Annotated in this window: 27 protein-coding genes and 1 pseudogene; 18 read left to right on the forward strand and 10 right to left on the reverse strand. The window is 67.8% G+C overall.

What is annotated here, in order from left to right:
• Positions 1-28 precede the first annotated feature (28 nt).
• Together M3G03_RS02000 and M3G03_RS02005 are read left to right on the forward strand one after the other, a co-directional pair.
• Complete coding sequence (locus tag M3G03_RS02000) at positions 29-1,627, forward strand: FHA domain-containing protein (RefSeq protein ID WP_259807708.1); 1,599 nt, start codon at positions 29-31, stop codon at positions 1,625-1,627.
• A 176-nt stretch (positions 1,628-1,803) separates the two neighbouring features.
• Positions 1,804-2,877, forward strand: coding sequence for an RDD family protein (locus M3G03_RS02005; protein ID WP_259807709.1), 1,074 nt, complete (start codon positions 1,804-1,806; stop codon positions 2,875-2,877).
• Between the two features lie 24 nt (positions 2,878-2,901).
• Here the strand turns inward: M3G03_RS02005 and dcd are convergent, their stop codons facing one another.
• Positions 2,902-3,477: a dCTP deaminase gene (gene dcd, locus M3G03_RS02010; RefSeq protein ID WP_259807710.1), complete on the reverse strand. Its 576-nt coding sequence runs from the start codon at positions 3,475-3,477 to the stop codon at positions 2,902-2,904.
• A gap of 58 nt (positions 3,478-3,535) precedes the next feature.
• Between dcd and M3G03_RS02015 the strand changes: the two genes are divergently transcribed.
• Positions 3,536-4,237 (forward strand): ThuA domain-containing protein, encoded by a 702-nt coding sequence (locus tag M3G03_RS02015; RefSeq protein WP_259807712.1) that lies wholly within the window; start codon positions 3,536-3,538, stop codon positions 4,235-4,237.
• A gap of 70 nt (positions 4,238-4,307) precedes the next feature.
• Here the strand turns inward: M3G03_RS02015 and deoC are convergent, their stop codons facing one another.
• The 5 genes and pseudogenes from deoC to M3G03_RS02040 all read right to left on the reverse strand — a co-directional run bounded on the left by deoC (position 4,308) and on the right by M3G03_RS02040 (position 8,788).
• Positions 4,308-4,988 carry a deoxyribose-phosphate aldolase gene (deoC, locus tag M3G03_RS02020; protein WP_259807714.1) on the reverse strand — a complete coding sequence of 227 codons (681 nt, stop codon included), beginning with the start codon at positions 4,986-4,988 and terminating at the stop codon, positions 4,308-4,310.
• A gap of 22 nt (positions 4,989-5,010) precedes the next feature.
• Entirely contained in the window at positions 5,011-6,180 is a 1,170-nt protein-coding gene (locus tag M3G03_RS02025; protein ID WP_259807716.1) for a glucosaminidase domain-containing protein, read from the reverse strand.
• 53 nt (positions 6,181-6,233) lie between these two features.
• The gene (locus M3G03_RS02030) at positions 6,234-7,607 is read right to left on the reverse strand and encodes a cell wall metabolism sensor histidine kinase WalK (RefSeq protein ID WP_259807718.1); all 1,374 of its coding nucleotides are present in this window, start codon (positions 7,605-7,607) and stop codon (positions 6,234-6,236) included.
• Positions 7,608-7,617: 10 nt separating this feature from the next.
• Positions 7,618-8,250, reverse strand: a pseudogene (locus tag M3G03_RS02035) (response regulator transcription factor); the annotation flags it as partial.
• 82 nt (positions 8,251-8,332) lie between these two features.
• The gene (locus tag M3G03_RS02040; protein ID WP_259807720.1) at positions 8,333-8,788 is read right to left on the reverse strand and encodes a DoxX family protein; all 456 of its coding nucleotides are present in this window, start codon (positions 8,786-8,788) and stop codon (positions 8,333-8,335) included.
• Positions 8,789-8,883: 95 nt separating this feature from the next.
• On the opposite strand from M3G03_RS02040, the gene M3G03_RS02045 reads away from it, so the two are divergent.
• Entirely contained in the window at positions 8,884-9,906 is a 1,023-nt protein-coding gene (locus M3G03_RS02045; RefSeq protein WP_259807722.1) for a serine/threonine-protein kinase, read from the forward strand.
• Position 9,907: 1 nt separating this feature from the next.
• Here the strand turns inward: M3G03_RS02045 and M3G03_RS02050 are convergent, their stop codons facing one another.
• From M3G03_RS02050 to M3G03_RS02065, 4 genes are read right to left on the reverse strand one after another with little or no spacing between them, the layout of a single operon-like run.
• Positions 9,908-11,038: a 1-propanol dehydrogenase PduQ gene (locus tag M3G03_RS02050; RefSeq protein WP_259807724.1), complete on the reverse strand. Its 1,131-nt coding sequence runs from the start codon at positions 11,036-11,038 to the stop codon at positions 9,908-9,910.
• Positions 11,035-12,312, reverse strand: coding sequence for a PocR ligand-binding domain-containing protein (locus M3G03_RS02055; protein WP_259807726.1), 1,278 nt, complete (start codon positions 12,310-12,312; stop codon positions 11,035-11,037). The genes M3G03_RS02050 and M3G03_RS02055 overlap by 4 nt, the downstream gene beginning before the upstream one ends.
• A complete protein-coding gene (locus tag M3G03_RS02060; RefSeq protein WP_259807728.1) occupies positions 12,312-12,761 on the reverse strand; it encodes a EutP/PduV family microcompartment system protein in 450 nt (149 codons plus the stop codon). The genes M3G03_RS02055 and M3G03_RS02060 overlap by 1 nt, the downstream gene beginning before the upstream one ends.
• The gene (locus M3G03_RS02065; RefSeq protein ID WP_259807730.1) at positions 12,758-13,105 is read right to left on the reverse strand and encodes a BMC domain-containing protein; all 348 of its coding nucleotides are present in this window, start codon (positions 13,103-13,105) and stop codon (positions 12,758-12,760) included. The genes M3G03_RS02060 and M3G03_RS02065 overlap by 4 nt, the downstream gene beginning before the upstream one ends.
• A 323-nt stretch (positions 13,106-13,428) precedes the next feature.
• Between M3G03_RS02065 and M3G03_RS02070 the strand changes: the two genes are divergently transcribed.
• From M3G03_RS02070 to M3G03_RS02135, 14 genes are all read left to right on the forward strand, one after another.
• Complete coding sequence (locus M3G03_RS02070) at positions 13,429-13,707, forward strand: BMC domain-containing protein (protein ID WP_259807732.1); 279 nt, start codon at positions 13,429-13,431, stop codon at positions 13,705-13,707.
• Between the two features lie 17 nt (positions 13,708-13,724).
• On the forward strand, positions 13,725-14,513 hold the full coding sequence (gene pduB / locus M3G03_RS02075) for a propanediol utilization microcompartment protein PduB (protein WP_259807734.1): 789 nt from the start codon (positions 13,725-13,727) through the stop codon (positions 14,511-14,513).
• Between the two features lie 11 nt (positions 14,514-14,524).
• Entirely contained in the window at positions 14,525-16,186 is a 1,662-nt protein-coding gene (locus M3G03_RS02080) for a propanediol/glycerol family dehydratase large subunit (RefSeq protein WP_259807735.1), read from the forward strand.
• Between the two features lie 9 nt (positions 16,187-16,195).
• On the forward strand, positions 16,196-16,873 hold the full coding sequence (locus tag M3G03_RS02085; RefSeq protein ID WP_259807736.1) for a propanediol/glycerol family dehydratase medium subunit: 678 nt from the start codon (positions 16,196-16,198) through the stop codon (positions 16,871-16,873).
• Between the two features lie 2 nt (positions 16,874-16,875).
• Complete coding sequence (locus M3G03_RS02090; protein ID WP_259807737.1) at positions 16,876-17,430, forward strand: diol dehydratase small subunit; 555 nt, start codon at positions 16,876-16,878, stop codon at positions 17,428-17,430.
• A 103-nt stretch (positions 17,431-17,533) separates the two neighbouring features.
• Complete coding sequence (locus M3G03_RS02095) at positions 17,534-19,339, forward strand: diol dehydratase reactivase subunit alpha (RefSeq protein WP_259807738.1); 1,806 nt, start codon at positions 17,534-17,536, stop codon at positions 19,337-19,339.
• On the forward strand, positions 19,339-19,728 hold the full coding sequence (locus M3G03_RS02100) for a glycerol dehydratase reactivase beta/small subunit family protein (RefSeq protein ID WP_259807739.1): 390 nt from the start codon (positions 19,339-19,341) through the stop codon (positions 19,726-19,728). Before M3G03_RS02095 ends, M3G03_RS02100 begins: the two co-directional genes overlap by 1 nt.
• Positions 19,725-20,207, forward strand: a complete 483-nt coding sequence (locus M3G03_RS02105) for a BMC domain-containing protein (RefSeq protein WP_259807740.1) — start codon at positions 19,725-19,727, stop codon at positions 20,205-20,207. The genes M3G03_RS02100 and M3G03_RS02105 overlap by 4 nt, the downstream gene beginning before the upstream one ends.
• Positions 20,208-20,353: 146 nt before the next feature.
• Positions 20,354-20,626 carry a BMC domain-containing protein gene (locus M3G03_RS02110; protein ID WP_259807741.1) on the forward strand — a complete coding sequence of 91 codons (273 nt, stop codon included), beginning with the start codon at positions 20,354-20,356 and terminating at the stop codon, positions 20,624-20,626.
• A gap of 2 nt (positions 20,627-20,628) precedes the next feature.
• The gene (pduL, locus tag M3G03_RS02115; protein ID WP_259807742.1) at positions 20,629-21,282 is read left to right on the forward strand and encodes a phosphate propanoyltransferase; all 654 of its coding nucleotides are present in this window, start codon (positions 20,629-20,631) and stop codon (positions 21,280-21,282) included.
• Positions 21,282-22,127, forward strand: coding sequence for an ethanolamine utilization protein EutJ (eutJ, locus tag M3G03_RS02120; RefSeq protein ID WP_259807744.1), 846 nt, complete (start codon positions 21,282-21,284; stop codon positions 22,125-22,127). Before pduL ends, eutJ begins: the two co-directional genes overlap by 1 nt.
• A complete protein-coding gene (locus tag M3G03_RS02125; protein WP_259807746.1) occupies positions 22,124-22,891 on the forward strand; it encodes a flavoprotein in 768 nt (255 codons plus the stop codon). The genes eutJ and M3G03_RS02125 overlap by 4 nt, the downstream gene beginning before the upstream one ends.
• Position 22,892: 1 nt before the next feature.
• Positions 22,893-23,165, forward strand: coding sequence for a EutN/CcmL family microcompartment protein (locus M3G03_RS02130; protein WP_259807747.1), 273 nt, complete (start codon positions 22,893-22,895; stop codon positions 23,163-23,165).
• Positions 23,166-23,167: 2 nt separating this feature from the next.
• Complete coding sequence (locus tag M3G03_RS02135) at positions 23,168-24,184, forward strand: cob(I)yrinic acid a,c-diamide adenosyltransferase (protein ID WP_259807749.1); 1,017 nt, start codon at positions 23,168-23,170, stop codon at positions 24,182-24,184.
• The last annotated feature ends 4 nt before the right edge of the window (positions 24,185-24,188 follow it).

Genomic DNA, 24,188 nt, shown 5'->3' on the forward strand with positions numbered 1-24,188 from the left:
ATCGACGCAGCCCCCGGAAGGACATCTGATGCAGCAGTACGCAGCGTGGCGCGCCACCTACACCCCCGGATCCTGGATCGTGATGGCCGGGCCGAGTTCCCTGGTCGTCATGCCGCCCGCCCCCGCGAGCGTTTCCCCCCTCCTGAACAACATGTGGGAGGCCGTGGTCGAGTCCGGCTCGCCGCAGGACCTGCTGCAGCGGCTGACGGCCTTCGGTGTTGACCGGGTGCCGAACTTCGGCGCCTTTTTCTGGGACGCCAGCGGCATGCACTCGCTGGCCCGCGGTGTTGTGACCGTCAAGGACGCCGCCACTGGTGAGACCGTCAACAGCGGCCAGGGCGTGCTGTCGTGGCGCGAGGCCCATGTCGAGAGCCGCCACGTGCGCGTGGAGATGGAAGAGGTCGGCGGCGAGCAACTGCAGCTGCCGCTGATGGTGGGTGCCGTGCAGGCCGCGAGCCTGGTGCTGGACGCCACCGGCACCACCCAGACCACATTCCCCGCGGCCCGCGCGGATGGCGGCCAGGACGAGCAGCGCAGCGACGACGGGCCCCAGGACGAGCAGGTCGGACGGTACGCGGGTGCAACCCTCGCTGGCGCCTCCGTGGCCGGTGGTTCGCGGAGCGGTGCCGACGCGCCGGAGGAGGAGCGCCAGTTCGAGGCGGGCTCGGAGGGTGTGGAGGCCGTCGCAGTGGGCGAGGTGCAGGACGATGCTCCGGCGCATGTCCCACCGGCGCCTGATCTGGAGCCGGACCCCGAGGAAGAAGCTGCCGAGGAGCTCGACCGCACCGAGGTGCTGGGCACCGAGGAGGACCTGGGTGACACCGAGCGCATGGACGTCCCCCTGTTCGAGCGGCCCGCCGAGCAGCCGCCCGCAGAACACCAGCAGTACCAGCGTCCCCAGCAGTACGGTCAGCCCCAGCAGTTCGGCCAGCCCCAGCAGTTCGGCCAGCCCCAGCAGTTCGGCCAGCCCCAGCAGTTCGGCCAGCCCCAGCAGTACGGTCAGCCCCAGCAGTACGGCCAGCCCCAGCAGTACGGTCAGCCCCAGTTCGACCAGGGTCAGTTCGGGCAGCCCTTCCCTCGCCGCTCGGCGACCTCCGCCCCCTCGGCTGCCCCGATGTCCTCGGCTGCCCCGATGCCCTCCGCGTCCAGCCAGCCCTCGGCCGCTGATGGCTACGGTCAGCCCTCCTATGGGCAGGCCGGCTACGGACAGCAGCCCGGCTACGGCCAGCAGCCCGGCTACGGCCAGCCGCAGGGCGGCTATCGTCAGCCCCAGCAGTTTGGTCAGCCCCAGGGCTCGCCGGCGGTCGTGCTCCGGGCCTCCACCGGCGAGAGTGTCTCGCTGGAGAACCCGGTGATCGTCGGTCGCGCGCCTTCGGCCGAGGGCCGTGGTCACGGTACGCAGACTCTGCGTGTCCCCAGCCCGAGCCTGGACATCTCCCGCAACCATCTGTTCATCGAGCTCCGCGATGGGGCGGTCCAGGTCACCGACGAGTCCACCAACGGTACCCTCGTCCGACGCCCCGGCCAGGATCCCCAGCCCATCGGACACGGTCGCGCCGTGACCGTGGAGCCGGGGTCGGTCCTCGACCTCGGCGATGGCGTCACCATCGACGTCACCAACGCCTGACGTCTGGCCTCAACCGCCTCTGCTGACACCTGGCCCGAGGCCCCGGTTCACTGCTGAGTGAACCGGGGCTTCGGCATTCTGGTGTCCATTGTTTCCTGAGGGGGACCCGGTGAAAAGTTGACCCGTCAAGGACTAGGCTCGGACGGGCGCCATGGGCAGGAGAGGGAGGTGGGCTGGTGGTCTCGAAGCATCATGCGGCACGGCTCCTCCCGAGACTGGCTGGCTGGGTGATCGACAGCACGATCCCTGCCACCCTGGCCGGTCTGGCACTGCTGCTGAACGCCACCATCGAGAACCGGATGGCGCTGGCCGCCTTCATCGCCGCCATCGCGTTCGCACAGCTCGGCTGGGAGCTGCTGTTGTGGTGGGGTTACGCCACCCGCGGCGCGGGCGTGGGCTTCCGTGTGATGCACCTGCGCCTGGTCGACGCCGAGGACGCACGCCCCATCGGCTGGGGCCGCTACCTGCTCCGCCAGGTGGTGTGGACGCTGCTCGCGATTCCCGTGCTGCCCCTGCTGCTCATGCTGGTCTTCCTGGTGGCGGACCCGGCCCGCCGCGGCTGGCATGACCTCGCCAGCGGCGCCGTCGCAGTGGAGGCCTCGACCTCCGAGCCGGCGGCCGAGGACGCCCCTTCTCCACTCTTCGGCCAGCCCCGCACATCCCACGACTGGCAGGCCCACGGCACCCCCGAACTGACCGACACCCGGCGTTCTGGCCGGGTGCACCCGAGCACCCGACGCGGAGTCACCGGGCTGGAAAACCCGACGGTGCCCACCACGCGTCGACAGCCCGCCCAGTGGGAGTCCGCGCCGGAGGAGGCCGCAACCCGGCTACGTGCGCGTGGGGCACCCAGCGCCGAACGCCTGACCACCCCGCAGTCCGGGGGCCGCTCCGGCGCCGAGGGCTGGTACATCGCCCTCGACGACGGCCGTGAGTTCGACGTCACCGGCCTGATCGTGCTGGGTCGCAAGCCCAGCCAGCCCCCCGGTTGTACGGACTCCGTGCTCATCACCGCCGGCGAGGGCGACTATGCCGTCTCCAAGAGCCACCTGACCCTGGGCGTTGACGAACGAGGGGTATGGGTCAAGGACAACAACTCCACCAACGGCACTGCCGTGGTGAACCGCCACGGGGAGTTCGAACCCTGTCCCAAGGGCGCCCAGGTGCGGCTGCGCGAGGGTCAGCTGGTGGCCTACGGTGACCGAGGGTTGACGCTGCGCCGGAGGCCGATAGCGCTGACGACGAGCTGAGGGCGTCCCCGGTGAAAGGAAAGGTCAGATCGGGGTGCGGTGGAAGTTCAGGTGGCTGCGACTGGCGGTCGGGCCGCGCTGGCCCTGGTAGCGGGACTTGTTCCTCTCCAGGCCGTAGGGGTGTTCGGCGGGGGAGCTGAGCTGGAAGAAGCACAGCTGGCCGATCTTCATCCCCGGGTGCAGGGCGATGGGCAGGGTGGCCATGTTCGACAGCTCCAGGGTGATGTGGCCGGTGAAGCCGGGGTCGATGAAGCCTGCCGTGGAGTGGGTCAGCAGGCCGAGGCGACCCAGTGAGGACTTGCCCTCCAGCCGGGCGGCAATGTCGTCGGGCAGTGTCACCTTCTCGTAGGTGGCGCCCAGCACGAACTCCCCGGGGTGAAGGACGAAGGGCTCATCCCCCTCGGGCTCGACGAGGCGGGTCAGTTCGGGCTGCTCCTGGGCGGGGTCGATCACGGGGTAGCGGTGGTTCTCGAAGGTGCGGAAGAACCGGTCCAGACGCACGTCGATGCTGGACGGCTGGACCATCTCGGGGGCCCACGGGTCGAGCTGGACGCGTCCGGCCTCGACCTGGGCGCGGATGTCGCGATCGGAGAGCAGCATGCTCCACAGGCTAGTGCCGTCATGGCTCCCGCCGGTAGCCGGAGGCTAGCGTGGGCACATGAGCAGGATCATGGTGTTCTCCGGTGCCGCCCCCTACTCCGACCCGTGGCATCCCTTCGGTGAGACCTCTTCCGCCATCGCCCGGACGCTGTCGGCGCGCGGTCATGAGGTCGTCGTGCGCGAGGCGAGTCCGGCGGCGCTCCGGGAGCTGGGCGACGTGCAGCTGGTGGTGGTCAACAGCGGCAACGGTGGCCCGGGTGCAGAACCTGTGGACGCCTCGGTCTGGCGTCCGGCCTGGGAGGCTTTCGGGGCGTGGCATGCGGGAGGGGGAGCGATCCTGGGGGTCCACACCGCGGCGAACACCTTCCGCGGGTGGGAGGAATGGCCCACCATCCTGGGCGGTCGCTGGGAGGTCGGCGTCTCCGGGCACCCGGAACGCAGCGTGGCGGTCTTCGAGCCGGTCCCCGGGGCGGAGGGCCATCCGATCGTCGCCGGCCTGGCGCAGGTGCAGGCCTATGACGAACGCTACAGCGACCTGGAGATCGCCCCGGGGTCGAGGATCCTGCTGCAGCACGAGACGGCCGACCGCTTCCAACCGGTGGTCTGGGCCCGTGAGGCATTCGAAGGATGCGGGCGCGTGGTCTACGACGCGCTGGGCCACGACGGGCGCTCCTACGAGTCCTCGAGCCGTCGTCAGCTGCTGGAGCGGGAGGTCGACTGGCTGCTGCGGGGCTCCACACCGGTTCGAACACACAGGTGAACCGGCTTTGTGGAGCTGAACCTACTGCAGCAGGTTCAGCCGTACGAAACAGGTTCTCCTGTGAGGGAGATCAGTAGGAGCCCGTGGCGGTCGATCCGTCCAGCACCGCGCGCGAGCTCGAGATCCCCAGTCGGGTGGCGCCGGCGTCGACCATGGCCTGGGCTGTCGCCGCGTCACGAATGCCCCCGGACGCCTTGATCCCCAGGCGTCCACCGACGGTCTTGTTCATCAACTCGACCGCATGGACGCTGGCACCGCCGGCCGCGTGGAAACCGGTGGAGGTCTTCACGAAGTCTGCCCCGGCGGCCTCGGCGGCCTCGCAGGCCTGCACGATCTCCTCATCGGTCAGGGCGGCGGACTCGATGATCACCTTGAGCACCGCCGGAGCCGGGATGGCCTGGCGGACGGCGGCGATCTCCTCGCGCACCGCCTCGGGGCGTTCATCCTTGAGCAGGCCGATGTCGATGACCATGTCGACCTCGTCGGCGCCGTTCGCGACGGCCTCCGCGGCTTCGGCAGCCTTGGTGGCCGCCGTGTGCTTCCCGGAAGGGAATCCGCAGACGGTGGCCACCAGCACGTCACCGAGGTCGACCGTGATCGGCAGCATGGTGGGGGAGACGCACACCGAGTAGGTGCCCAGCTCCCGGGCCTCCGCGACCAGGTCAGCCACCTGGGCCGGGGTCGCATCGGTCTTGAGCAGGGTGTGGTCGATCAGCTTGGCCAGTTCGGGACGCGAGAGTGCCTGGGTCATGCATCCGATCCTAGCCAGCGGCTCAGTGCCCGGTACTGGGAAGTGCGCGTCCGCCGACGGGTGCTGAACTCGCTGGCAGCGAGGTGGACCCGGTGGACTCGCTCATCGCCGTCGTGGTGGTCTCGGTGGGCTCCGCGGTGCTCTCGGTGGGCTCCGCGGTGCTGCCGCCCGACCCGGAGGAGTCGTCCTGGCTGGGCTCCGGCTTCAGCGAGGTGGGAGTACTGGAAGCCGACTCTGCCGTCGGCTCGGCGTCGGATTCGGGAGCAGTGGACTCGGGCAGGGTCGACCCAGGAGCCGACGAGCTCGGCGCCTGGGAGGCGGGGAGCCCGGACGACGGAGCCGAGCTGGCCGGAGCCGAGCTGGCCGGAGCCGAGCTGGCCGGGGCCGAGCTTGACGGCGCAGAAGAGCTGGCTGGGGCGGAAGAGCTGGCCGGGGCCGAGCTCGACGGAACCGCGGACGAGGGGGCCGACGGGGTCGGGAGCTCCGGCAGCACGACCTTGCCCGGGTTCTTCACCGTGGCGTCGTCCTCGAGTTCCTTGACCGGTGTGTCGGGGACCTTGGGGTCATTCACCGGAGGCGTGACCTGGGGAATGTCCTCCTGCTTGGGTTCCTCGGTGACCTGCACGTCGTACTTGGTCAGCTTCAGCGGGACGATCATCCGGTTGTAGACGTAGTTCGCGTAGTCCGGGTCAGTGGCGTACCCGCCCTTGTGGACCTCGATGATGAACTTTTCGGGGTCGTGGTTGACCAGGAAGGCCTTGTCGTACAGGCCGCGGTTCTTCAGGTAGTACCCGTGGTCGAGCATCGACATCGCGGGGGAGGAGTAGGTGCGGAAGCGGTCCACGATCTTGTAGCTGGACCCGTCACGGCGGTACTCGGTGGTCAGCATGTCGACGCAGCCGCTCACATAGGGGGAATAGCCGCCGCACTTGATGCCGAAGTAGTTGTTGTGGTCGGCCGCCAGCGAGGACTTGCCCCAGCCGGACTCGAGCGCGGCCTGCGCCAGGGTGACCGAAGCGGGGACTCCGAAACGGTGCCAGCTGTCCTTGGCGCCCGGCGCGAGCCGGGCGAGGAAGCTCTCCACTTCTGCAGCGGTCGCGCCCTCGGCGCGCGGTGCGGAGACGATCGCGGTGATGGTCAGGGCAGCGGCCACGGCCGTCGGCACCAGGGTGCGCATGAATCCCAGCTTCATGGCGCCCATTCTTGGGGCGTCCTCAGATTCGGTGCCAGAAGATGGGGTCAACCTCAACTCGACGGTTCAGCTTGCCGAAGTCGCAGCGCAAACTGCGTGCGGCCCGGTTCACTCGACAACCGGACGCTGCCACCCATCGCCTCGACCAACGCCTTCACGATGGAGAGTCCCAGCCCGGTGCTGGGCTCATCGGCGTGCGCGCGAGCCGCGTCCGCGCGGGCGAAACGCTCGAAGACCCGGTCCCTGATCTCGACCGGGACACCGGGGCCGTCGTCGGTGATGGAGACCTCCGCCCACCCCGGTTCGGCGACCCGCGCCTCGACCTGCACGGTCGTGCCGGGCGGTGTGTGCTTGCGGGCATTCGAGGCCACGTTGGCCAGCACCTGGGCGAGGCGCATCGGGTCGGCCATCACCTCCACCGGTTGGTCGGGCAGGTTGAGGAGCCATTGGTGGTGAGGGGCGCTGGCCCGGGCATCGGTGACTGCGTCCAGCGTGGCCGCCACCGCGTCGACGGGCTTGAGGTCCAGTTCCTGGTCGGCGTCCAGTCGGGCGAGCAGCAGCAGCTCATCAACGAGGACGCCCATGCGCGCTGATTCGGCGTCGATGCGTTCGAGGGCGCGGGCTGTGGTGGGTGGCAGGTCCTCGCGACCGTGGCGGGTGAGTTCGGCCCAGCCCCGGATCGAGGCGAGCGGGTTGCGCAACTCGTGGCTGGCGTCCGCGACGAAGCGCCGGACCCGGGATTCGGACTGCTGCCGGGCCATGAGGGCCGATTCGACGGTGGTGAGGAGGTGGTTGAGGGCGTGGCCGACTTGCCCCACCTCGCTTGTCGGTTCAGCGTCCCGGGCGGCGACACGTTGGGGGAGTTGGACCTCGCCGTGCTCGAGGTTGAGGGTCGAGACCTGGGTGGCGGTGGCGCTGACCCGGTGTAGTGGTTGGAGGGCGCGGACGACCACCCAGCGGGTGATGAGGACGGCTGCCAGGACTGCCAGCAGCACCAGTCCGAGGGAGACCAGCGCCAGGGTCCGGAGCAGGGAACCGGCATTGTGCAGGGGTAGTGCGGTGATGCCGAGGCGATCGGCGTCCTGGCGGACGAGCACGCGATAGTCGCCCAGGTCGTCGAGGTGGATGGTGCGCGGACGGCCATCGGCGGGCACGGCCAGCAGCGTCTGGACGGCGTCGGGGGAAAGACTGTCCAGTCCGCCCTCCCGGACGACCCCGGCACGCACCGAGCCGCTGTCGCTCTGGACGAAGATCGTGCCGATGGGGTTGCCCAGTTCACCAGCCCCACGGGGGCCCTGGCCGGGGCTGCGGCTGGGGCGCAGCTGCCGGTCGGCGGCGGCGCGCACCTGGGTGTCCAGCTGGTCCATCACGATCTGACGGGTGGTCAGCCACGCGACCGAGGCGATCAGGGCCCCCACGATCGCCACCACCAGCGCCACTGATGTAGAGCTCGACCACGTTCGCCTGACCGCCAAAGTCGTAGTTCCAGACCCGGTCCAGGATCTGGGCCTTGCTGAGGACGCGGCGCGGGTTGCGCATCAGGTAGCGCAGCAGCTCGAACTCGGTGGCGGTGAGGTGGATCGGGTCGCCGCCGCGGCTGACTTCATGGGAGTCCTCGTTCAGGACGAGGTCGCCGACCGTGAGGAGGGATTCCTCGTGGAGGCTGGTGGCACCGGACCGTCGCAGAAGGGCGCGGGCGCGGGCGATCAGCTCCTCCAGGCTGAAGGGCTTGGTGACGTAGTCGTCACCCCCGGCGGTAAGTCCCTGGACGCGGTCGCTCACGGCGTCCTTCGCGGTGAGGAAGATGACCGGGACCGCGGGCCGGTCAGCGCGAATACGTCGCATGACCTCCAGGCCGTCGAAGTCGGGCAGCATCATGTCCAGCACGATCAGGTCGGGACGCCCGGATTTCGCCACACGCACCGCCTCCTGCCCGGCGGCGGCGGTGAGGACCTCCCAGCCCTCCAGACGCATCGCCATGCTGAGCAGCTCGGTGATGGCGGGCTGGTCGTCGACGGCGAGGACGGTGATCGGGGAGCCATCGGGCCTGCTCAATGGATCAGCGCTCATGGGTCAAGGGTGGCAGGTGTCGAGGTGTGTTGACTGTGGTTTCCCTGTGAGCAGGCTGTGAGGGGGGAGTGGTGACCCCGGCTCAGGCGGGGTCGGCGTCGTTGATGAGCCGTTGTTCGTTGCCGATGGGGTCGTTCATGAACAGGTGGTCCATGCCGGTGCGACCGGAGCCGAACACCATCAGCAGGGCGCCGACCGAAGCGAGAGCGAGCGAGTACTCGTAGCCGCCCTCGGTGACCAGGAACCCGTGCTCCCACTTCTCGATCGCGATCAGGGCGACCTGTTGGACGAGCAGCAGCAGGCCGATGATCGGGGTCCCGAGCCCGCAGAAGAGCAGCAGCCCGCCGAAGAGCTCGAAGGCCATCGTGCCCCAGGCGACAACCGTCGGGGCAGAGACGCCCAGGGCGTCCAGATGGTTGATGAGCTCCTCGGGCCCCTTCTGGTAGCGGGCCCACCCGTGCATCACCAGGATGAAGGCGGTGACCAGACGCACGAGCAGAAGCGCGATGTCACGACTGACCTGGATGAAGGAACGCATGCGTCCACGCTAGAGGGTCCTCCCCGAGGTCGAGAGCAGGTGAGGAAGTCTCAGGGGTGGCCAGCCATGCCCGCAGTCAGTGCCAGAATGGATGGGTGAGTGAAGAGCTGGCCGACCGCTACGAGTTGGTCGCGGTGGTCGGGCGGGGCTCGATGGGTGAGGTCTGGAAGGCCCGGGACCGCGTCCTGCAGCGGGACGTCGCGGTCAAGGTGGTGAGCGGGGCGAAGCAGCAGGACCCGGTGGCCCTGAAACGTTTCCAGCGCGAAGCCATCGCGATGGCGAACCTCTTCCACCCCAATGTGGTCTCGGTCTACGACGTTGGTTCGGACAGTGGACGTTCCTTCATGGTGATGGAGTTGCTCACCGGCCCGAGTGTCGCCCGGTCGCTGGCCGACAATGGTCCGATGCGTCTGGACAAGGCTGTCCGGATGGGGGCTGACGTTGCTCGGGGATTGTCTGCGGCGCACGCCATCGGTGTCACCCACCGCGACATCAAGCCGGGCAACGTCCTGGAGCACCACAAGGTCACCAAGATCGTTGATTTTGGTATCGCCCGGCTGGAGGCAAGCAACCAGGCCACGCTGACCAGCCCGGCGATGGCGATCGGCACGGCCGCCTACATGTCCCCCGAACAGGCGCGTGGCAAGGCAGTCCAGCCGCCGAGCGATGTGTATTCATTGGCCAGCCTGATGTTCGCCATGCTCACGGGCAAACCGCCGTTCGTGAATGCCGATCCGATCGAGGTGGCGCGAGCCCATGCGATGGACCAGCCCCCGCTGGTCACCTCCGCGCGTCCCGAGGTGCCACAAGAGCTGGCCGACCTGCTCGCACGCATGCTGGTGAAGCGACCCGAGGAGCGTCCGACCGGGCCACAGGTGGCGATGGAACTCTCGCGGATCGAGTCCTCCCTGCTGGGGCTGGAGGATCCGATGTCCCCGTACAGCCCGCTGGCGCCGGCCCCGGAGGAGCAGATCCCCACGCGGCGCCGGGCTCGTACCGCGCCGACCCCACCCGAGCCGCCGGCACGTCCGGATCCGGCCCAAGGGGTGCCGCGTTCGCAGGTGACCCCGGTGCAGCCACCGGAGAAGAAGCGGCGGCTCTGGCATCGGACGCGCTGACTCAACTCGCCTTGCGCAGCAACTCGGCCAGATGCTCCTGGCTGGGCTGTACCGGATTGAAGGGGGTGCAGGTGTCCTGCATCGCCGTGGCCGCAAGATCGGGAATGGCGGCGGCCAGTTCGTGACGGTCGATACCCAGCCCCGTCAGTGAATCCGGGATACCGATGGCAGTGCGCAGCCGACGAACTTCAGCGCACAATGCCAGGGCGAGGTTTCGACGGGTCGCGGCCTGAAGCCCCAGCAGGTGGGCGATGTGCGCATAGCGATCGGCGACTTCGCTGATCCCGTGCGGTCCGTACGTGACCGGTCCGGCGTTGAACTCCATCACCACCGGAAGCAGGACGGCGTTGAGCCGCCCGTGGGGCTTGTGGAAGGCCCCTCCCAGCGCGTGGGCCAGGCTGTGGGTGATGCCGAGCCCGCTGTTCTCGAAGGCCATGGCTGCCATGGTGGAGGCATTGTGCATCCTTTCCCGTGCGGCAAGGTCCTGACCGTCGTGGACGGCCGTCTCCAGGTTCTGGAAGATCAGCTGGCACGCCTTCTCGGCGAAGGCATCGGAGAAGTCGTTGCGGGCCGTGCAGACGTAGGCCTCCAGGGCGTGCGTGACGGCATCCATTCCAGTGTCCCCGGTGAGGGAGGGGGGCAGGGTACGTGTGACGACGGGGTCCAGGATGGCCATCGCGGGAGCCATGTCGTCGCTCACGAGGGCCACCTTGCGCTGGGGGTGTTCGGAGGTGACGACCGCGAAGGATGTGACCTCCGACCCGGAACCGGAGGTGCTGGGGATGGCCACGAGTCCGTGGGCGGGAGCATCGTTGTGCTGCTGGGCCACCTTGCAGATGGCCTTCGCAGTGTCGAGGGCGGAGCCGCCGCCCAGGGCCACGACGGTGTCCGGGTCTGCGTTCAGGTAGGCCTCCACCCCCCTGCTGATCTGGGTGACGGTGGGGTCGGGCTCGACTTCGCTGAAGACGGTCAGTCTGGCGCCGGCGAGGTACTTGCGCACGGAGTCCATGACGGGCGTTGTGGCGAGGAAGGGGTCGGTGACCACCAGGACGTCAGTGGCTCCGATCTCGGCGAGGTGGGCCAGCGAGTCCTTGCCCTGGTGGATGGTGGTGGCGATGCGGAAGCGGGTCATGCGGAGTCCTCGACAGATTCGGGCGTCTCCGTGTGCCCGCGCCGGAACTCCGAGGGGGTCAGGCCGATGTAGGCCTTGAACGATCGGGAGAAGTAGTTCGCGGGACGGAAACGCAGGTCGGCGGCGATGCGCAGCACCGGTTGGTCGGAGTACAGGAGCAGGTACTTCGCTCGGGCGATGCGCTTGGACGTGACGTAGTCGATGAAGGTTCGGCCCGTCTGCGCCTTGAAGGTTCGTGAGAGGTGGTGCTGGGAGAGGTTCATGAACTCGGCGGCCTGCTGCAGGGTCAGGAAGGCTACCGGGTTGCGTTCGATGTGGTTGATGAGGTCGTTGAGGGTGCGTGCTCGTCGCCCCTGGGAGTGTTCGAGGGAGGCGTGCATGCAGAAGAGCAGTCCGAGGAGGTGCTCCTCGGCTTCATAGCGGGTGACGTGGGTGCGACTGCGGGAGCGTTCCTGGTTGATGCGCCGGGAGACCTCGGCAGCGGCGTCGGCATCGAGCTCCTGGGCGATCGCCCAGATCCCGTCGGCGCTCTCGTGCAGCAGGTCGCGTCCGATGCGCTTCTGCTGGGGGCCGTCCTCGGGTTTGAAGAGGCGGTCCAGCTGCTGGCGCACGATGGCCACCGCTCGGGGCAGGTCGTCATCGTTGAAGGCGCGGCGCAGGGCGACGACGTCGAGTCGCCGGGACGAGGTCTCGATGCGGGAAGAGCGAGGGGGGACAGGGCGGACTTCGGCGCGCAGCGGGGTAGGAGAAGCCTCACCGGCGCTGGTGGCGCTGCTGATCAAGCCCTTCATCAGGGCATTGAGGGTGTCTGCCGCAGCACGCACCCGGCTGATCGACATCACCGGCACGGCGTCGCGCTGGCGACGCAGGTCGTCACTCAGCGTCGTCGGACCGTAAACCGCGACCGTCGGCAGGGAATGGGTCTCGTCAGTGGGCAGGCGCACCTGGCCGCACATCATCGCGCCGAGGTAGTCTTCACCCACCAGCAGCGGGATCGAGAAGTCCACTAGCCCGGCATGGCACAGGTAGATGTGCGGGCCGGCGCGCATCGCGCCCTGCAGGCCACCGTGGGCATCGCAACTCATGCAATCGGCGCGGCGTTTGTCGTCGGCGCGCATGCTGGAGCAGAAGTCGGTGAAGCCTGAGGCCGAGGTGACCGGCTTGCCGCGATAGTCCACCAGGATCGCGGCCAGGCCCATGGCCATCGCGAACTGGTCCTGCACCTGTTGCAATTGCTCCAGTGGCACGAGCTCAGTGATCAGCTTGCCCGGCATCAGGCCACCCCCTCGGCTGCGAGTCGGGCCATGGCGTCCCCCAGCTCCACGATTCCTTGACCAGTCACCGCACTGGTCTCGACGATCTCGGCCACTGCAGCGTTCTCCAGCCGTTCTCGGGCCATCCGGATGCCGTCATCGGGGGCGATGTCGACCTTGGTCACGACCCCGAGCACTGGGCAGGTGAACATGGTCGCGAAGCCCGGCGGCACCCGGGACTCCTCGCCGGCAGCTGACTCCAGGAGGAGGGCCAGGTCGGCCTCATGGCTGGTGAGCAGCAGGGCATGGTTGAACCGACCGTGTTCGACGTACTCGCCGGGGGTGTCGATGACGTCCCCCTCGGCGACGATCGCCTGGGTCTTGAGTTCGGTGCGCTCGTCGCCCCGCAGGGCCTGGGCGAGGGTGGTCTTGCCGCAGCCGATCGGACCCAGCAACATCGCCCTCGTCATGAGCGGGTCACCTCCGCAGGGGTAAAACCGAGGATGTCGCGCAGCGTCTCCACGACGGCCCTCACAGCCGATTCCACGTCGGCAAGGGCGCCCACCAGCAGCAGCGAGCCGGAGAAGCGGTCGATGAAGCCGACCTGGACGCTGGAGGCCTTGGTGGCCACGTCGGCGGCGATGATGGCGGCCTCGGCGGGCGTGATGGTGAGCACCCCGACGGCGCCGCGCAGTTCCCCGCGCAGGCCGAGCTTGGCGTACAACGCCTCGTCCGGGTTGGCGATCACATGGGCAATCGTGACCTGCTTCCCCGGGACGAATTCCTGGATGATCCGGGTCTTCGTCTCCTCCATGACAGTCACTCCTTCGGTCCGCGTCGGCGATGACACGGGCCCCTAGATTCCTTCCAGCCTACGTCTCAGACCTGGGGATGGGAACGGTGGGATATGGGCTTCGTCAACCCTCGAAAAGGTGCCTGGAGCATTGAAGGTGTGAACTTCGGACGGGATCTGGTTCCGGATGTACACAATCCGGACATTCCCGGGTGATGGAGGGCAATTTCCCGGCCCTCAACACGCCCTCGTGGTGAAAGGTATGGCCCGAACCCTGTCCTGGACTCCTGCCTACGATCACGCCAGCGCACCCCGCCGCAGAGATTCAAAGAGGAGTCACAGTCATGCAGGAAGCTCTCGGAATGGTCGAGACCAAGGGATTCGTCGGCGCGGTTGAAGCCGCTGACGCCATGGTCAAGTCGGCCAATGTCACCCTGATCGGCCACAAGTCGATCGGTGCCGGACTGGTCACCGTGCTCGTGCGCGGCGACGTCGGCGCCGTCAAGGCCGCCACCGATGCAGGCAGTACCGCTGCCCGTGCCGTCGGTGAGGTCGTCTCCACCCACGTCATTCCCCGCCCCCACTCCGACGTGGAGAAGATCCTCCCGTCGCAGGCTGACTGAATCCAAGGAGCAGAAGTATGTCCGAAGACGTGATGGCCAAGGTCATGGCTGAGGTCATGAAGCGGGTCGAGGGCCAGGCCGCCCCCGCAACCCCGGCGGCGACTGTGGGTCGCAAACCGCAGCTCACCGAGTTCGTCGGGGTCAATCCGCTGGGTGACACCATCGGGCTGGTGATCGCCAATGTGGACGAGCAGATCACCGAGCTGATGAGGATGGACAAGCCCTACCGCTCGATCGGCATCGTAGGTGGCCGCACCGGCGCGGGACCGCACATCTTCGCCGCCGACGAAGCGGTGAAGGCAACCAACTCCGAGATCGTGACGATCGAACTGGCCCGCGACACCAAGGGCGGGGCTGGTCACGGCTGCCTGATCGTGTTCGGTGCCGAGGACGTCTCCGACGCCCGCCGCGCCGTCGAGGTCACCCTCAAGGAGCTTGACCGCACCTTCGGCGACGTCTACGGCAATGACGCCGGCCACCTGGAGTTCCAGTACACCGCCCGCGCGAGCTACGCCCTCGAGAAGGCCTTCGGCGCCCCGATCGGGAAGGCCTTCGGCATCACCGTCGGCGCACCGGCTGCCATCGGCGTCGTGCTGGCCGACACCGCCGTCAAGGCCTCGACGATCGACGTCATCGCCTACTCCAGCCCGGCCCAGGGCACCAGCTTCTCCAACGAGGTCATTTCGGCCTTCCACGGTGATTCCGGTGCCGTGCGCCAGGCGATCATCGCTGCTCGCGAGGTTGGCAAGCAGTTGCTCGGAGCCCTGGGTGAAGCCCCCGGCTCCACGACCCGTCCCTACATCTGATCGAGGCACCCATGCGTTCCAAGAGATTTGAGGCGCTCGATGCGCGCCCAGTGAACCAGGACGGCTTCGTCACCGAATGGGCTGAAGTCGGTCTGATCGCGATGGAGTCACCCAATGACCCCAAGCCCTCGATCCGCATCGAGGGTGGCCGGGTCGTCGAGCTCGACGGCAAGGCCTTGAAGGACTTCGACATGCTCGACACCTTCATCGCCGAGTACGGCATCAACCTGGACCGGGCCGAGGAAGTCTGCCGGATGGACTCCACCGAATTGGCCAAGATGTTGGTGGACGTGAACGTGCCTCGTTCACACCTCATTGAGCTCTCCACGGCGATGACGCCTGCCAAGATCACTGAGGTCGTCGGCAGGATGAGCGTCCTGGAGATGATGATGGCGGTCTCCAAGATGCGTTCGCGCCAGTCCCCGGCCAACCAGTGCCATGTCACCAATGTGCGTGACAATCCGGTGCAGATCGCCGCAGACGCCGCCGAGGCGGCGATGCGCGGGTTCGCCGAGATGGAGACCACCGTCGGCATTGTCCGCTATGCCCCCTTCAATGCACTGTCATTGCTGGTGGGTGCCCAGGTGGGCCGTCCCGGCATCCTCACCCAGTGCGCGGTGGAGGAGGCCACTGAGCTCCAGATCGGCATGCGGGGCCTGACTGCCTACGCCGAGACGGTTTCGGTCTACGGCACCGAGCAGGTGTTCATGGATGGTGACGACACACCGTGGTCGAAGGCCTTCCTGGCCTCTTGTTACGCCTCGCGAGGCCTGAAGATGCGCTTCACCTCGGGCACTGGCTCGGAGGTCCAGATGGGCTCTGCGGAGGGCAAGTCGATGCTGTACCTGGAGGCCCGCTGCCTCTACGTGACCAAGGGGGCCGGCTCGCAGGGCAGCCAGAACGGTTCGGTGAGCTGCGTGGGTGTGCCCGCCGGTGTGCCCGGGGGCATTCGCGCCATCCTGGCCGAGAACCTCATCGCCATGATGCTCGACCTCGAGTGCGCCTCCTCCAACGACCAGACCTTCACCCACTCCGACCTGCGTCGCGTGGCCCGCTCCCTGATGCAGTTCGTGCCCGGCACTGACTACATCTGCTCGGGCTACTCCTCCATGCCGAACTACGACAACATGTTCGCCGGTTCGAACTGGGACGCCGAGGACTTCGACGACTGGACCACCATCCAGCGCGACCTCAAGGTCGATGGAGGCCTGCAGCCAGTCCTCGAGGAGGACGTGGTCAGGGTTCGCAACAAGGCAGCGCGTGCCATCCAGGCAGCGTTCAAGGGGCTCGGCCTGCCCGAGATCACCGATGCCGAGGTCGAGGCAGCCACCTACGCACACGGTTCCCATGACATGCCTGATCGCAATGTGGTCGATGACCTCAAGGCGGCCCAGGAGATGATGAACCGCAATGTCACCGGTGTGGACGTGGTCAAGGCACTGGCCGAGAACGGCTTCGAGGACGTTGCCCGTTCGGTGTTCAACGTGGTCCGCCAGCGTGTGGCCGGGGATTACCTGCACACCGCCTCGATGCTCGACTCCGACTTCAACGTCATCTCGGCAGTCAACCAGCCCAATGACTACGTCGGTCCCCAGACCGGCTACCAGATCTCGGATGAGCGGTGGGAACAGTTGAAGTTCCACCGCAGGGCCGTCAGCGCGGAAAGCATTTGAGGTGGGAGCATGAGCACCACGATTGACGAAGCAACCCTGAAGAGCATCATCGCCGAGGTGATGCGCGAACTGCAGCCGGACGTCCAGCCCAAGGCCTCCACGCCAACTGCCAAGCAGGACCCTCCCCAGGGTGGACGGATCTCCTTCGAGGAGAAGGGTGAGGCCCAGCGCGGCACTGACCCCACCGAGGTGGTCATCGCCCTGGCTCCCGGGTTCAGCACCCAGCAATTCGAAACCATCACCGGGCTGCCCCATGGCGATGTCATCAAGGAGGTGTGTGCAGGCATCGAGGAGGAGGGCCTGACCTACCGGTTCATCCGCGTGCTGCGCACCTCCGACGTCGGATTTATCGCCCACGACGCCGCCAAGCTGTCCGGCTCGGGCATCGGCATCGGCATCCAGTCCAAGGGCACCACGGTGATCCACCAGCGCGACCTTCCCCCGCTGTCCAACCTCGAGCTGTTCTCCCAGGCCCCCCTGATCGACCTGGAGACCTTCCGGGCCATCGGCAAGAACGCCGCCAAGTATGCCCAGGGTGAGTCGCCCCAGCCTGTCCCGGTGCGCAATGACCAGATGGCCCGTCCCAAGTACCAAGCCATCGCCGCGCTGCTGCACATCAAGGAGACCCAGCTGGTCCAGCAGGGCGCCAAGGCACGTGAACTCAAAGTCCAGGCTGTGAGGAGCTGACCATGGAATCCGAAGAACTCATCCGGACGATCATGGCTGAGGTCATGGCGAACCTGGACAAGGATGCGGTGACCTTCGCCAAGAAGGAACCCACCACCCAGCAGGCGCGTCAGCAGTCGCCACAGGCCGCTGCGGCTCCCTCGGCGACAGTGACCAAGGAGCAGTACCCCTTGGGCGAACATGTCGCTCATCGGATCAAGACCCCGACCGGAAAGTCGCTGGCCGAGTGCACCTTCGAGGGAGTCATGTCCGGCCAGATCAAGGCCGAGGACATGCGCATCTCCCCCGAAACCCTGGAGATGCAGGCCCAGGTCGCCGACTCAGTCGGCCGCACCACGCTGGCGACCAACTTCCGTCGGGCATCCGAGCTGATCGCGGTTCCCGACGACAAGCTGCTCGCCACCTACGACGCACTGCGTCCCTACCGCTCCACCAAGAAGGAGCTGTACGACCTCGCCGACGAGCTCGAGCGCGAGTACAAGTGCTCGGTCAACGCCGCCTTCATCCGTGAGGCTGCCGACGTCTACGAGGCACGCGGACGCCTTCGCGGCGACTGATATGTGGCATCGCCCGCCCCGGGCTCTCGGGGCGGGCGGGCCCACACCCGTGGGGGGCTCACCCGCAACCAGGCATCACCAGCAGCATCGAAAGGACAGGGCAATGGAGCTCGTCGCAGGGGTCGACATCGGCAACGCCACCACCGAGGTGGCGCTGGCGGACGTGTCCGCCGGCAAGCCCGAGTTCCTGTCCAGCTCGATCATCCCCACCACCGGCATCAAGGGCACCTCGGAGAACGTCAACGGTGTCTTCCAGGCGCTGACCGTTGCCTGTGAGCGTGCGGGGCACCGCATCGAGGACCTCTCCCGCATCCGCATCAACGAGGCTGCACCAGTCATCGGCGACGTGGCCATGGAGACCATCACCGAGACGATCATCACCGAGTCGACGATGATCGGTCACAACCCGAGTACGCCCGGCGGGCTGGGCATCGGCGTTGGCACCACCATCGACGTGGACGCGCTGGCCTCCGAACGCGGCCGCGGCCCCTGGATCGTGGTCGCTGACCGCAGCCACGACCATGACCAGATCGCCCGCCTCATCAACGAGGCCACCCACCTCGAGGTGACCGGTGCGGTCCTGCAGCGGGATGACGGCGTGCTGGTGCACAACCGCCTCGCCCACAAGATGCCGATCGTCGACGAGGTCAGCCTGATCGAGAAGGTGCCCCGCGGCATGCTGGCCGCCATCGAGGTGGCGTCCCCGGGCCACATCATCGAGACCCTGGCCAATCCCTTCGGCATCGCCACCCTGTTCGGGCTGGGCGCCGAGGACACCCGCTCCGTGGTGCCCATCGCCCGCTCCCTGGTCGGCAACCGCTCCGCAGTCGTCATCAAGACCCCGGCCGGCGACGTCAAGGAGCGCCGCATCCCCGCCGGCAAGCTCATCTTCGAGGGCCAGCCCCAGTCACTGGAGGTCGACGTCGACCGCGGCGCCGAGGAGATCATGACCACCTCGCGTCGGCTCACCGACGTCTCCGACATCCGCGGGGAACCAGGAACGAATGTCGGCGGCATGATGGAGAAGGTCCGGGTGGTGATGGGCAACCTCACCAACACCCAGCCGCGCGACATCCGCATCAACGACCTGCTGGCCGTCGACACCCAGGTTCCGCAGGTCGTCAGCGGTGGCCTCGCCAACGAATTCTCCATGGAGGCCGCCGTCGGCATCGCCGTCATGGTCAAGGCCGACCGCCTGCAGATGCAGAGCATCGCCACCCAGCTCACCGATCGCATCGGCATGCCGGTGGAGGTCGGCGGCGTCGAGGCCGACATGGCCATCCGTGGCGCCCTCACCACGCCGGGCACCGACGTGCCCATCGCCATCCTGGACATGGGGGCCGGGTCCACCGACGCCGCCGTGCTGCGCACCGACGGCCAGGGGCGTTCCATCCATCTGGCCGGGGCCGGCAACATGGTGACGCTGCTGATCCAGTCCGAACTCGGGCTGGAACTCTTCGACACCGCCGAGGACATCAAGCGTCATCCGCTCGCCAAGGTCGAGTCCCTGTTCAACATCCGCCACGAGGACGGCACCGTCGAGTTCTTCGACGAGCCCCTGCCGCCCTCGGTCTTCGCCCGCACCGTGGTGCTCAAGCCCGACGGCATGGTGCCCCTCGACCTCGACAAGCCGGTGGAGCACATCCGTCAGGTGCGCATCCGCGCCAAGGAGCGGGTGTTCGTCACCAATGCCATCCGAGCCCTGGAACGCGTCAGCCCCACCAACAACGTCCGCGACATCGCCTTCGTGGTGCTCGTGGGTGGCTCGGCCATGGACTTCGAGATCCCCCAGTTGGTCACCCGTGCGCTCGCCGACCACCGTGTCGTCGCCGGTCGGGCCAACATCCGCGGCACCGAGGGCCCCCGCAACGCGGTGGCCACCGGCCTGGTCCTCTCCTGGGGGCAGTGATGGCACGCCCGCGCAACGAGGAACTGCCCCGCCCCACCATCATGCTGGCGCGCAACGAGCGCATCAGCGACCACCAGCTGGTGCCGCTGCTGCTGGGTCTGGAGGAGCAGGGCGTGCCGGTGGAGCAGTTCAGCGCCGAGGAGCTCAACCCCCTGGCCCTGGCCCATGAGGCGAGCCTGCGGTCGGTGCTCGGCGTCGGCATCGGCGTCAGCCTCGACTACGTGGTCGTCACCACCGACAAGCTCCCGGCCGGCCGCCCCTACCTGGCCGAATGGTTCAACCGGTCCGCCGAGGTGGACCGCACCCTGGGCGGCAATGCCGCCCGCATCGTCAAGCGCCTGCCCCTGGCGCACGTCCCGATCGCCTTCCGTGACAGGAGAGAAGCATGAGCAAGCAGCAGTTGGCCCTGGGCCAGGTCGAGACCATCGGGCTGCCCACGGCCGTCGCCGCAGCCGATGCCGGTGCCAAGAGCGCCGACGTGGTGCTGCTGGGCTACGAGCTGGCCCGTGGCGGCGGGTACGTCGCGGTCAAGTTCGTCGGGCAGGTCGGCGCCGTCAAGGCAGCTGTGGCCGCGGCGAAGGTGGCCGCCACCCGGGTCGGCAAGGTCGCCCGGTCCTCGATCATCGCTCGCCCCAGTGACCAGATCGTGAAGCTGGTCTACTCCCGGGACACAGTGGGCCTCGACCCCCAACGCATCGCCCAGATCCTCGGTGAAGAGGCCCCGAACGAGCTGGCCACCTCCGATGCCGAGTCCACCCGTGACCCGGTGGCCGAGCCCGAGGTGCCCAGCCCTGATGACTCCCAAGCACGGCTTGATGAGCCCGCCACGTCGGCGGAGCCCGTCGATGACCAGGGAGAGGAGAAGTAGCCATCAGTGCAACGACGCGACGGTCACGGACCGTCAAGCATGCCCCACAGGCACCGGCGTCCTCGCCGGATGAAAGGCCCACTGAGGTCACCCCGCCCGTCGATGACCAACCGGTCGTCGACACCCAACGCAAGGAGCGAAAAGGAATGAGTGAAGCACTGGGTCTCGTCGAGACCAAGGGATACGTCGGGGCCGTCGAGGCCGCCGACGCGATGGTCAAGTCGGCAAATGTCGTCCTGATCGGGTCGGAGAAGATCGGCGCCGGCCTGGTCACCGTCATGGTCCGTGGCGACGTCGGTGCCGTCAAGGCGGCCGTGGACGCCGGCACGGTGGCAGCGCGCGCGGTGGGTGAGGTCGTCTCGACCCATGTCATCCCGCGGCCCCACAATGACACCGAGAAGCTCCTGCCGAAGAGCTGATCATGACCGCAGCCAACCAGGAGCTCGTCGAGCGCGTCACCCGACTGGTGGTGGAGGCGCTGCGCGAGCACGCCGACCCGCGCCGGGTGCTGCTCGGCGTCTCCAACCGGCACGTCCACCTCAGTCTCGAGGACTTCCGGACGCTGTTCGGCGCCGACGCCCCCACGGTGAAGGCCCATGTCGTCCAGCACGGTGAGTTCGCCGCCAATGAGGTGGTCACCCTGGTCGGACCGAAGGGGATGATGGACAGGGTGCGGGTCATGGGCCCGTGCCGCAGCCGCTCGCAGGTCGAGCTCAGCCGGACCGACTGCTATGCCCTGGGCATCAAGGCCCCGGTCGCCCAGTCCGGTCACCTCGACGATGCTGCCCCGATCACCATCATCGGACCGAAGGGTCGGGTCGACCTCGACCACGCCGCCATCATCGCCGCTCGTCACGTGCACCTCGGCCCCGAGGATGCGCGCCGACTCGGCGTGAAGGACCAGGACCTGGTCAGCGTGCGCATCGAGGGTGATCGGGCCGCCGTGCTCGACAACGTGATCTGCCGGGTGAAGGACAACTTCACCAGCGAGGTCCACCTGGACACCGACGAGGCCAATGCCGTGGGTGTCCGCAGTGGCGACAGGGTCACGATCCTGGTTGACGGGATCTGCTGATGTCCGCGCCCGCTGACCGCATCTCCCGCTTCGCCGCACTGGTTCGTACCGGTGAGGTGGAGCGGGGGAGCGGTCCCGTGCGCTTCGGGGTCGACCTGGGCACCGCGAACATCGTCCTGTCGGCCGTTGACGAGTTCGGCGAGCCGGTCGCCGGCGGCCTGGTCCAGTCCACGGTGGTGCGCGACGGCATCGTCATCGACTGGCAGGGTGCCGTCCATGCGGTGACCAGTCTGAAGGACGGCCTCTTCCAGCGCCTGGGGCTGGAGGTGACGAAGGCCTCGGTGGCGGTGCCCCCGGGCATCAGCGCCGGCACCGCCAAGGTCTTCACCAATGTGCTGGAAGCAGCCGGCATGGAGACCGACGAGGTCGTCGACGAGCCCGTCGCCGCGGCGCGTGTGCTCGGGCTGCTGGACGGCGCCGTCATCGACGTCGGCCACGGCACCACCGGCGTCTCCATCCTGCGCGACGGCAAGGTCGCCGTCAGCGAGGACGAACCCACCGGAGGTCACCACATGACCCTGGTGGTTGCCGGCTCTCTCGGGATCTCCTATGAGGAGGCCGAGAAGCTCAAGAAGAACCCTGGGAAGCGTGACATGGTCCTCGGTCTGATCCGCCCCACCCTGGAGAAGATGGCCCTGATCGCCCGTGACGTGCTGCAGGGCCAGGACGTCGAGGTCGTCCACCTGGTCGGTGGCTCGGCCTCCCACCCGAAGGCCGAACAGGTCTTCGCCGAGGTGCTCGGATGCACCGTCATCCGCCCCGCCAACCCGCTCTTCGTCACACCGCTGGGCATCCCGATGCCCGCCACCATTCCCACCCCGTCGGAGAAGAGGAACCGGGGATGACAGAACAGGAACTGAGGGAGATCGTGCGCCGCACCGTGCTGGAGGTGATGGCCAGCCAGCCCAACATCGCCGCGGGGCTGTCCCCGACCGCCCGTCGGGCGCTGGTGCTCTTCAACGGCGCCTGGCTCGGCTTCGACGAGTCGGTGCGCCAGCTCGAGCGTGTTCGGGACGCCGGTGTCGAACTCGACATCATCCAGACCGACAGCGCCAAGCGCTTCCTCGAACAGCACAAGATCGCGCCTCTCGGCCAGGAAGTGACCCAGAACCTGGTCAGCGACCACCCCATGCTGATCATCCCGACGCTCACCGTGAACTGCGCAGCCAAGGTCGCCCACGGCATGGCCGACAGCCTGGCAACCAATGTCATCCACGAGTTCATCCTGTTGAACCGCCCCATCGTGGCCGTGCGCACGGCAGCCTGCCCCGACAACGCCGAGAAGCGGGCCTGGTTTCCCGACATCCCTCCAGCCTTCGCCAAGGTGCTGCGGCGCAATCTGCAGGCGCTGGCCGACTTCGGCGTCCAGCTCACCGACGTCGACGGCCTGCACGACGCCGTCATTGCCGCATGGGCCCGGCTGGACGGCGCTCCTGTCCCCGGCCGTGCGGAGCCCCGGACCGCGTTGCCCGACCTGGTCAGCCATGCGTTGCTGGCAGGAGTTCCGGACGGCGGCGTGTTGAAGGTGGCCCGCAAGGCGCTGGTGACAGCACTGGCCAAGGACGAGGCCGCAGCTCGCGGCATCCGCATCGAACGACAGGAGCACTGAGATGTATCTCGCCAAAGTGATCGGGACGGTCGTGTCGACGAGCAAGGATCCCGGGCTGGTCGGCTTCAAGCTGCTGGTGACCCAGCGCCTGGATGTCGACGACCACGACGCCGGACTGCCGGAAGTGGCCGTCGACACCGTCGGTGCCGGCAACGGGGAGACCGTCATCATCGTCAAGGGCAGCTCGGCCCGCAATGCCCTGCAGGGACGCGACTGCCCGGTGGACGCCACCATTGTTGGCATCGTCGACACGGTCGAGATCGACAGGAGCTGACGATGCCCGCCGTCTACACACGCACCGGTGACAAGGGCGACACCGGCCTGTTCGGTGGTTCCCGGGTCGCCAAGCAGTCGTCACGGGTGGAGGCCTACGGAACGATCGACGAGGCCAACGCCATGATCGGGCTGGCCAAGTCACGCCTCGAGGACGAGGCGCTCAAGGACCAGCTCCACCATATCCAGCAGCGACTGTTCACCGTCGGTGCCGAGCTGGCCAGCGACGAGAAGGGGGCCACGCAGCTCGACGGACTCGTCGACGCCAAGGACGTCGCCGACCTGGAGGCCCTCATCGACACCTGTCTGGCCGAGACAGGACCGCCCCGCCATTTCGTAGTGCCGGGTCGCAACGAGAGCTCAGGCAGCCTGCACGTGGCCCGCACCCTGGTCCGTCGTGCGGAGCGTCGCGTGCTGAGCGCCGCCGAGACCAGTCCCGTGCGCCCCGAAGTGGTCAAGTACCTCAACCGCCTCTCCGACTGCCTGTACGCCATCGCGAGGGTGTGCGAGGAACGCTTCACCCGTGACCAGGTCGAGGCCACTGTGCGTGCTGCCGTGGAACAGGCCCTGGGGGCTGCCACCGGCTTTGACCCCGGCCATGGCGGGCTGCGGAAGTTCACCCTGGCCGTCGCGACCACGATGGCCACTGCCGCCCAGCAGAAGGCTGAGGCGATGGGCGTGCCGATCGTCTTCGTCGCCGTCGATGCCGCCGGCAACCCGGTGCTGCTGCACCGGATGGAGGGCTCGCTGCTTGCCAGCATCGCGCTGGCCGGGGACAAGGCCTGGACGTCGTCGGCCTTTCGGGCGCCGACCCACGAGATGAAGGACCGGGCCAAGGAGTCCGGAGACCTGTTCGGGTTGGAGGGGTCGAGCTCGGGGCGCATCTGCGTCTTCGGGGGCGGTTACCCCATTTTCGTTGACGGCGCGATCGCCGGGGGCATCGGTGTCTCCGGCGGGACCGTCGAGGAGGACATGGCCATCGCCGGCCATGCCATCAGTGCTGCAATGGAGAGGAATTGATCGA

This window comes from Aestuariimicrobium sp. p3-SID1156, assembly GCF_025144225.1.
In the GTDB taxonomy this organism is placed as follows: Bacteria; Actinomycetota; Actinomycetes; order Propionibacteriales; family Propionibacteriaceae; genus Aestuariimicrobium.

Excerpts from the sequence above, each read along its gene's own strand:
- M3G03_RS02000 (WP_259807708.1), top strand. The coding sequence starts at position 29 with ATGCAGCAGTACGCAGCGTGGCGCGCCACCTACACCCCCGGATCCTGG.
- dcd (WP_259807710.1), bottom strand. The coding sequence starts at position 3,477 with ATGCTGCTCTCCGATCGCGACATCCGCGCCCAGGTCGAGGCCGGACGC.
- M3G03_RS02015 (WP_259807712.1), top strand. The coding sequence starts at position 3,536 with ATGAGCAGGATCATGGTGTTCTCCGGTGCCGCCCCCTACTCCGACCCG.
- deoC (WP_259807714.1), bottom strand. The coding sequence starts at position 4,988 with ATGACCCAGGCACTCTCGCGTCCCGAACTGGCCAAGCTGATCGACCAC.
- M3G03_RS02025 (WP_259807716.1), bottom strand. The coding sequence starts at position 6,180 with ATGAAGCTGGGATTCATGCGCACCCTGGTGCCGACGGCCGTGGCCGCT.
- M3G03_RS02040 (WP_259807720.1), bottom strand. The coding sequence starts at position 8,788 with ATGCGTTCCTTCATCCAGGTCAGTCGTGACATCGCGCTTCTGCTCGTG.
- M3G03_RS02050 (WP_259807724.1), bottom strand. The coding sequence starts at position 11,038 with ATGACCCGCTTCCGCATCGCCACCACCATCCACCAGGGCAAGGACTCG.
- M3G03_RS02055 (WP_259807726.1), bottom strand. The coding sequence starts at position 12,312 with ATGCCGGGCAAGCTGATCACTGAGCTCGTGCCACTGGAGCAATTGCAA.
- M3G03_RS02060 (WP_259807728.1), bottom strand. The coding sequence starts at position 12,761 with ATGACGAGGGCGATGTTGCTGGGTCCGATCGGCTGCGGCAAGACCACC.
- M3G03_RS02065 (WP_259807730.1), bottom strand. The coding sequence starts at position 13,105 with ATGGAGGAGACGAAGACCCGGATCATCCAGGAATTCGTCCCGGGGAAG.
- M3G03_RS02070 (WP_259807732.1), top strand. The coding sequence starts at position 13,429 with ATGCAGGAAGCTCTCGGAATGGTCGAGACCAAGGGATTCGTCGGCGCG.
- pduB (WP_259807734.1), top strand. The coding sequence starts at position 13,725 with ATGTCCGAAGACGTGATGGCCAAGGTCATGGCTGAGGTCATGAAGCGG.
- M3G03_RS02080 (WP_259807735.1), top strand. The coding sequence starts at position 14,525 with ATGCGTTCCAAGAGATTTGAGGCGCTCGATGCGCGCCCAGTGAACCAG.
- M3G03_RS02085 (WP_259807736.1), top strand. The coding sequence starts at position 16,196 with ATGAGCACCACGATTGACGAAGCAACCCTGAAGAGCATCATCGCCGAG.
- M3G03_RS02090 (WP_259807737.1), top strand. The coding sequence starts at position 16,876 with ATGGAATCCGAAGAACTCATCCGGACGATCATGGCTGAGGTCATGGCG.
- M3G03_RS02095 (WP_259807738.1), top strand. The coding sequence starts at position 17,534 with ATGGAGCTCGTCGCAGGGGTCGACATCGGCAACGCCACCACCGAGGTG.
- M3G03_RS02100 (WP_259807739.1), top strand. The coding sequence starts at position 19,339 with ATGGCACGCCCGCGCAACGAGGAACTGCCCCGCCCCACCATCATGCTG.
- M3G03_RS02105 (WP_259807740.1), top strand. The coding sequence starts at position 19,725 with ATGAGCAAGCAGCAGTTGGCCCTGGGCCAGGTCGAGACCATCGGGCTG.
- M3G03_RS02110 (WP_259807741.1), top strand. The coding sequence starts at position 20,354 with ATGAGTGAAGCACTGGGTCTCGTCGAGACCAAGGGATACGTCGGGGCC.
- pduL (WP_259807742.1), top strand. The coding sequence starts at position 20,629 with ATGACCGCAGCCAACCAGGAGCTCGTCGAGCGCGTCACCCGACTGGTG.
- eutJ (WP_259807744.1), top strand. The coding sequence starts at position 21,282 with ATGTCCGCGCCCGCTGACCGCATCTCCCGCTTCGCCGCACTGGTTCGT.
- M3G03_RS02125 (WP_259807746.1), top strand. The coding sequence starts at position 22,124 with ATGACAGAACAGGAACTGAGGGAGATCGTGCGCCGCACCGTGCTGGAG.
- M3G03_RS02130 (WP_259807747.1), top strand. The coding sequence starts at position 22,893 with ATGTATCTCGCCAAAGTGATCGGGACGGTCGTGTCGACGAGCAAGGAT.
- M3G03_RS02135 (WP_259807749.1), top strand. The coding sequence starts at position 23,168 with ATGCCCGCCGTCTACACACGCACCGGTGACAAGGGCGACACCGGCCTG.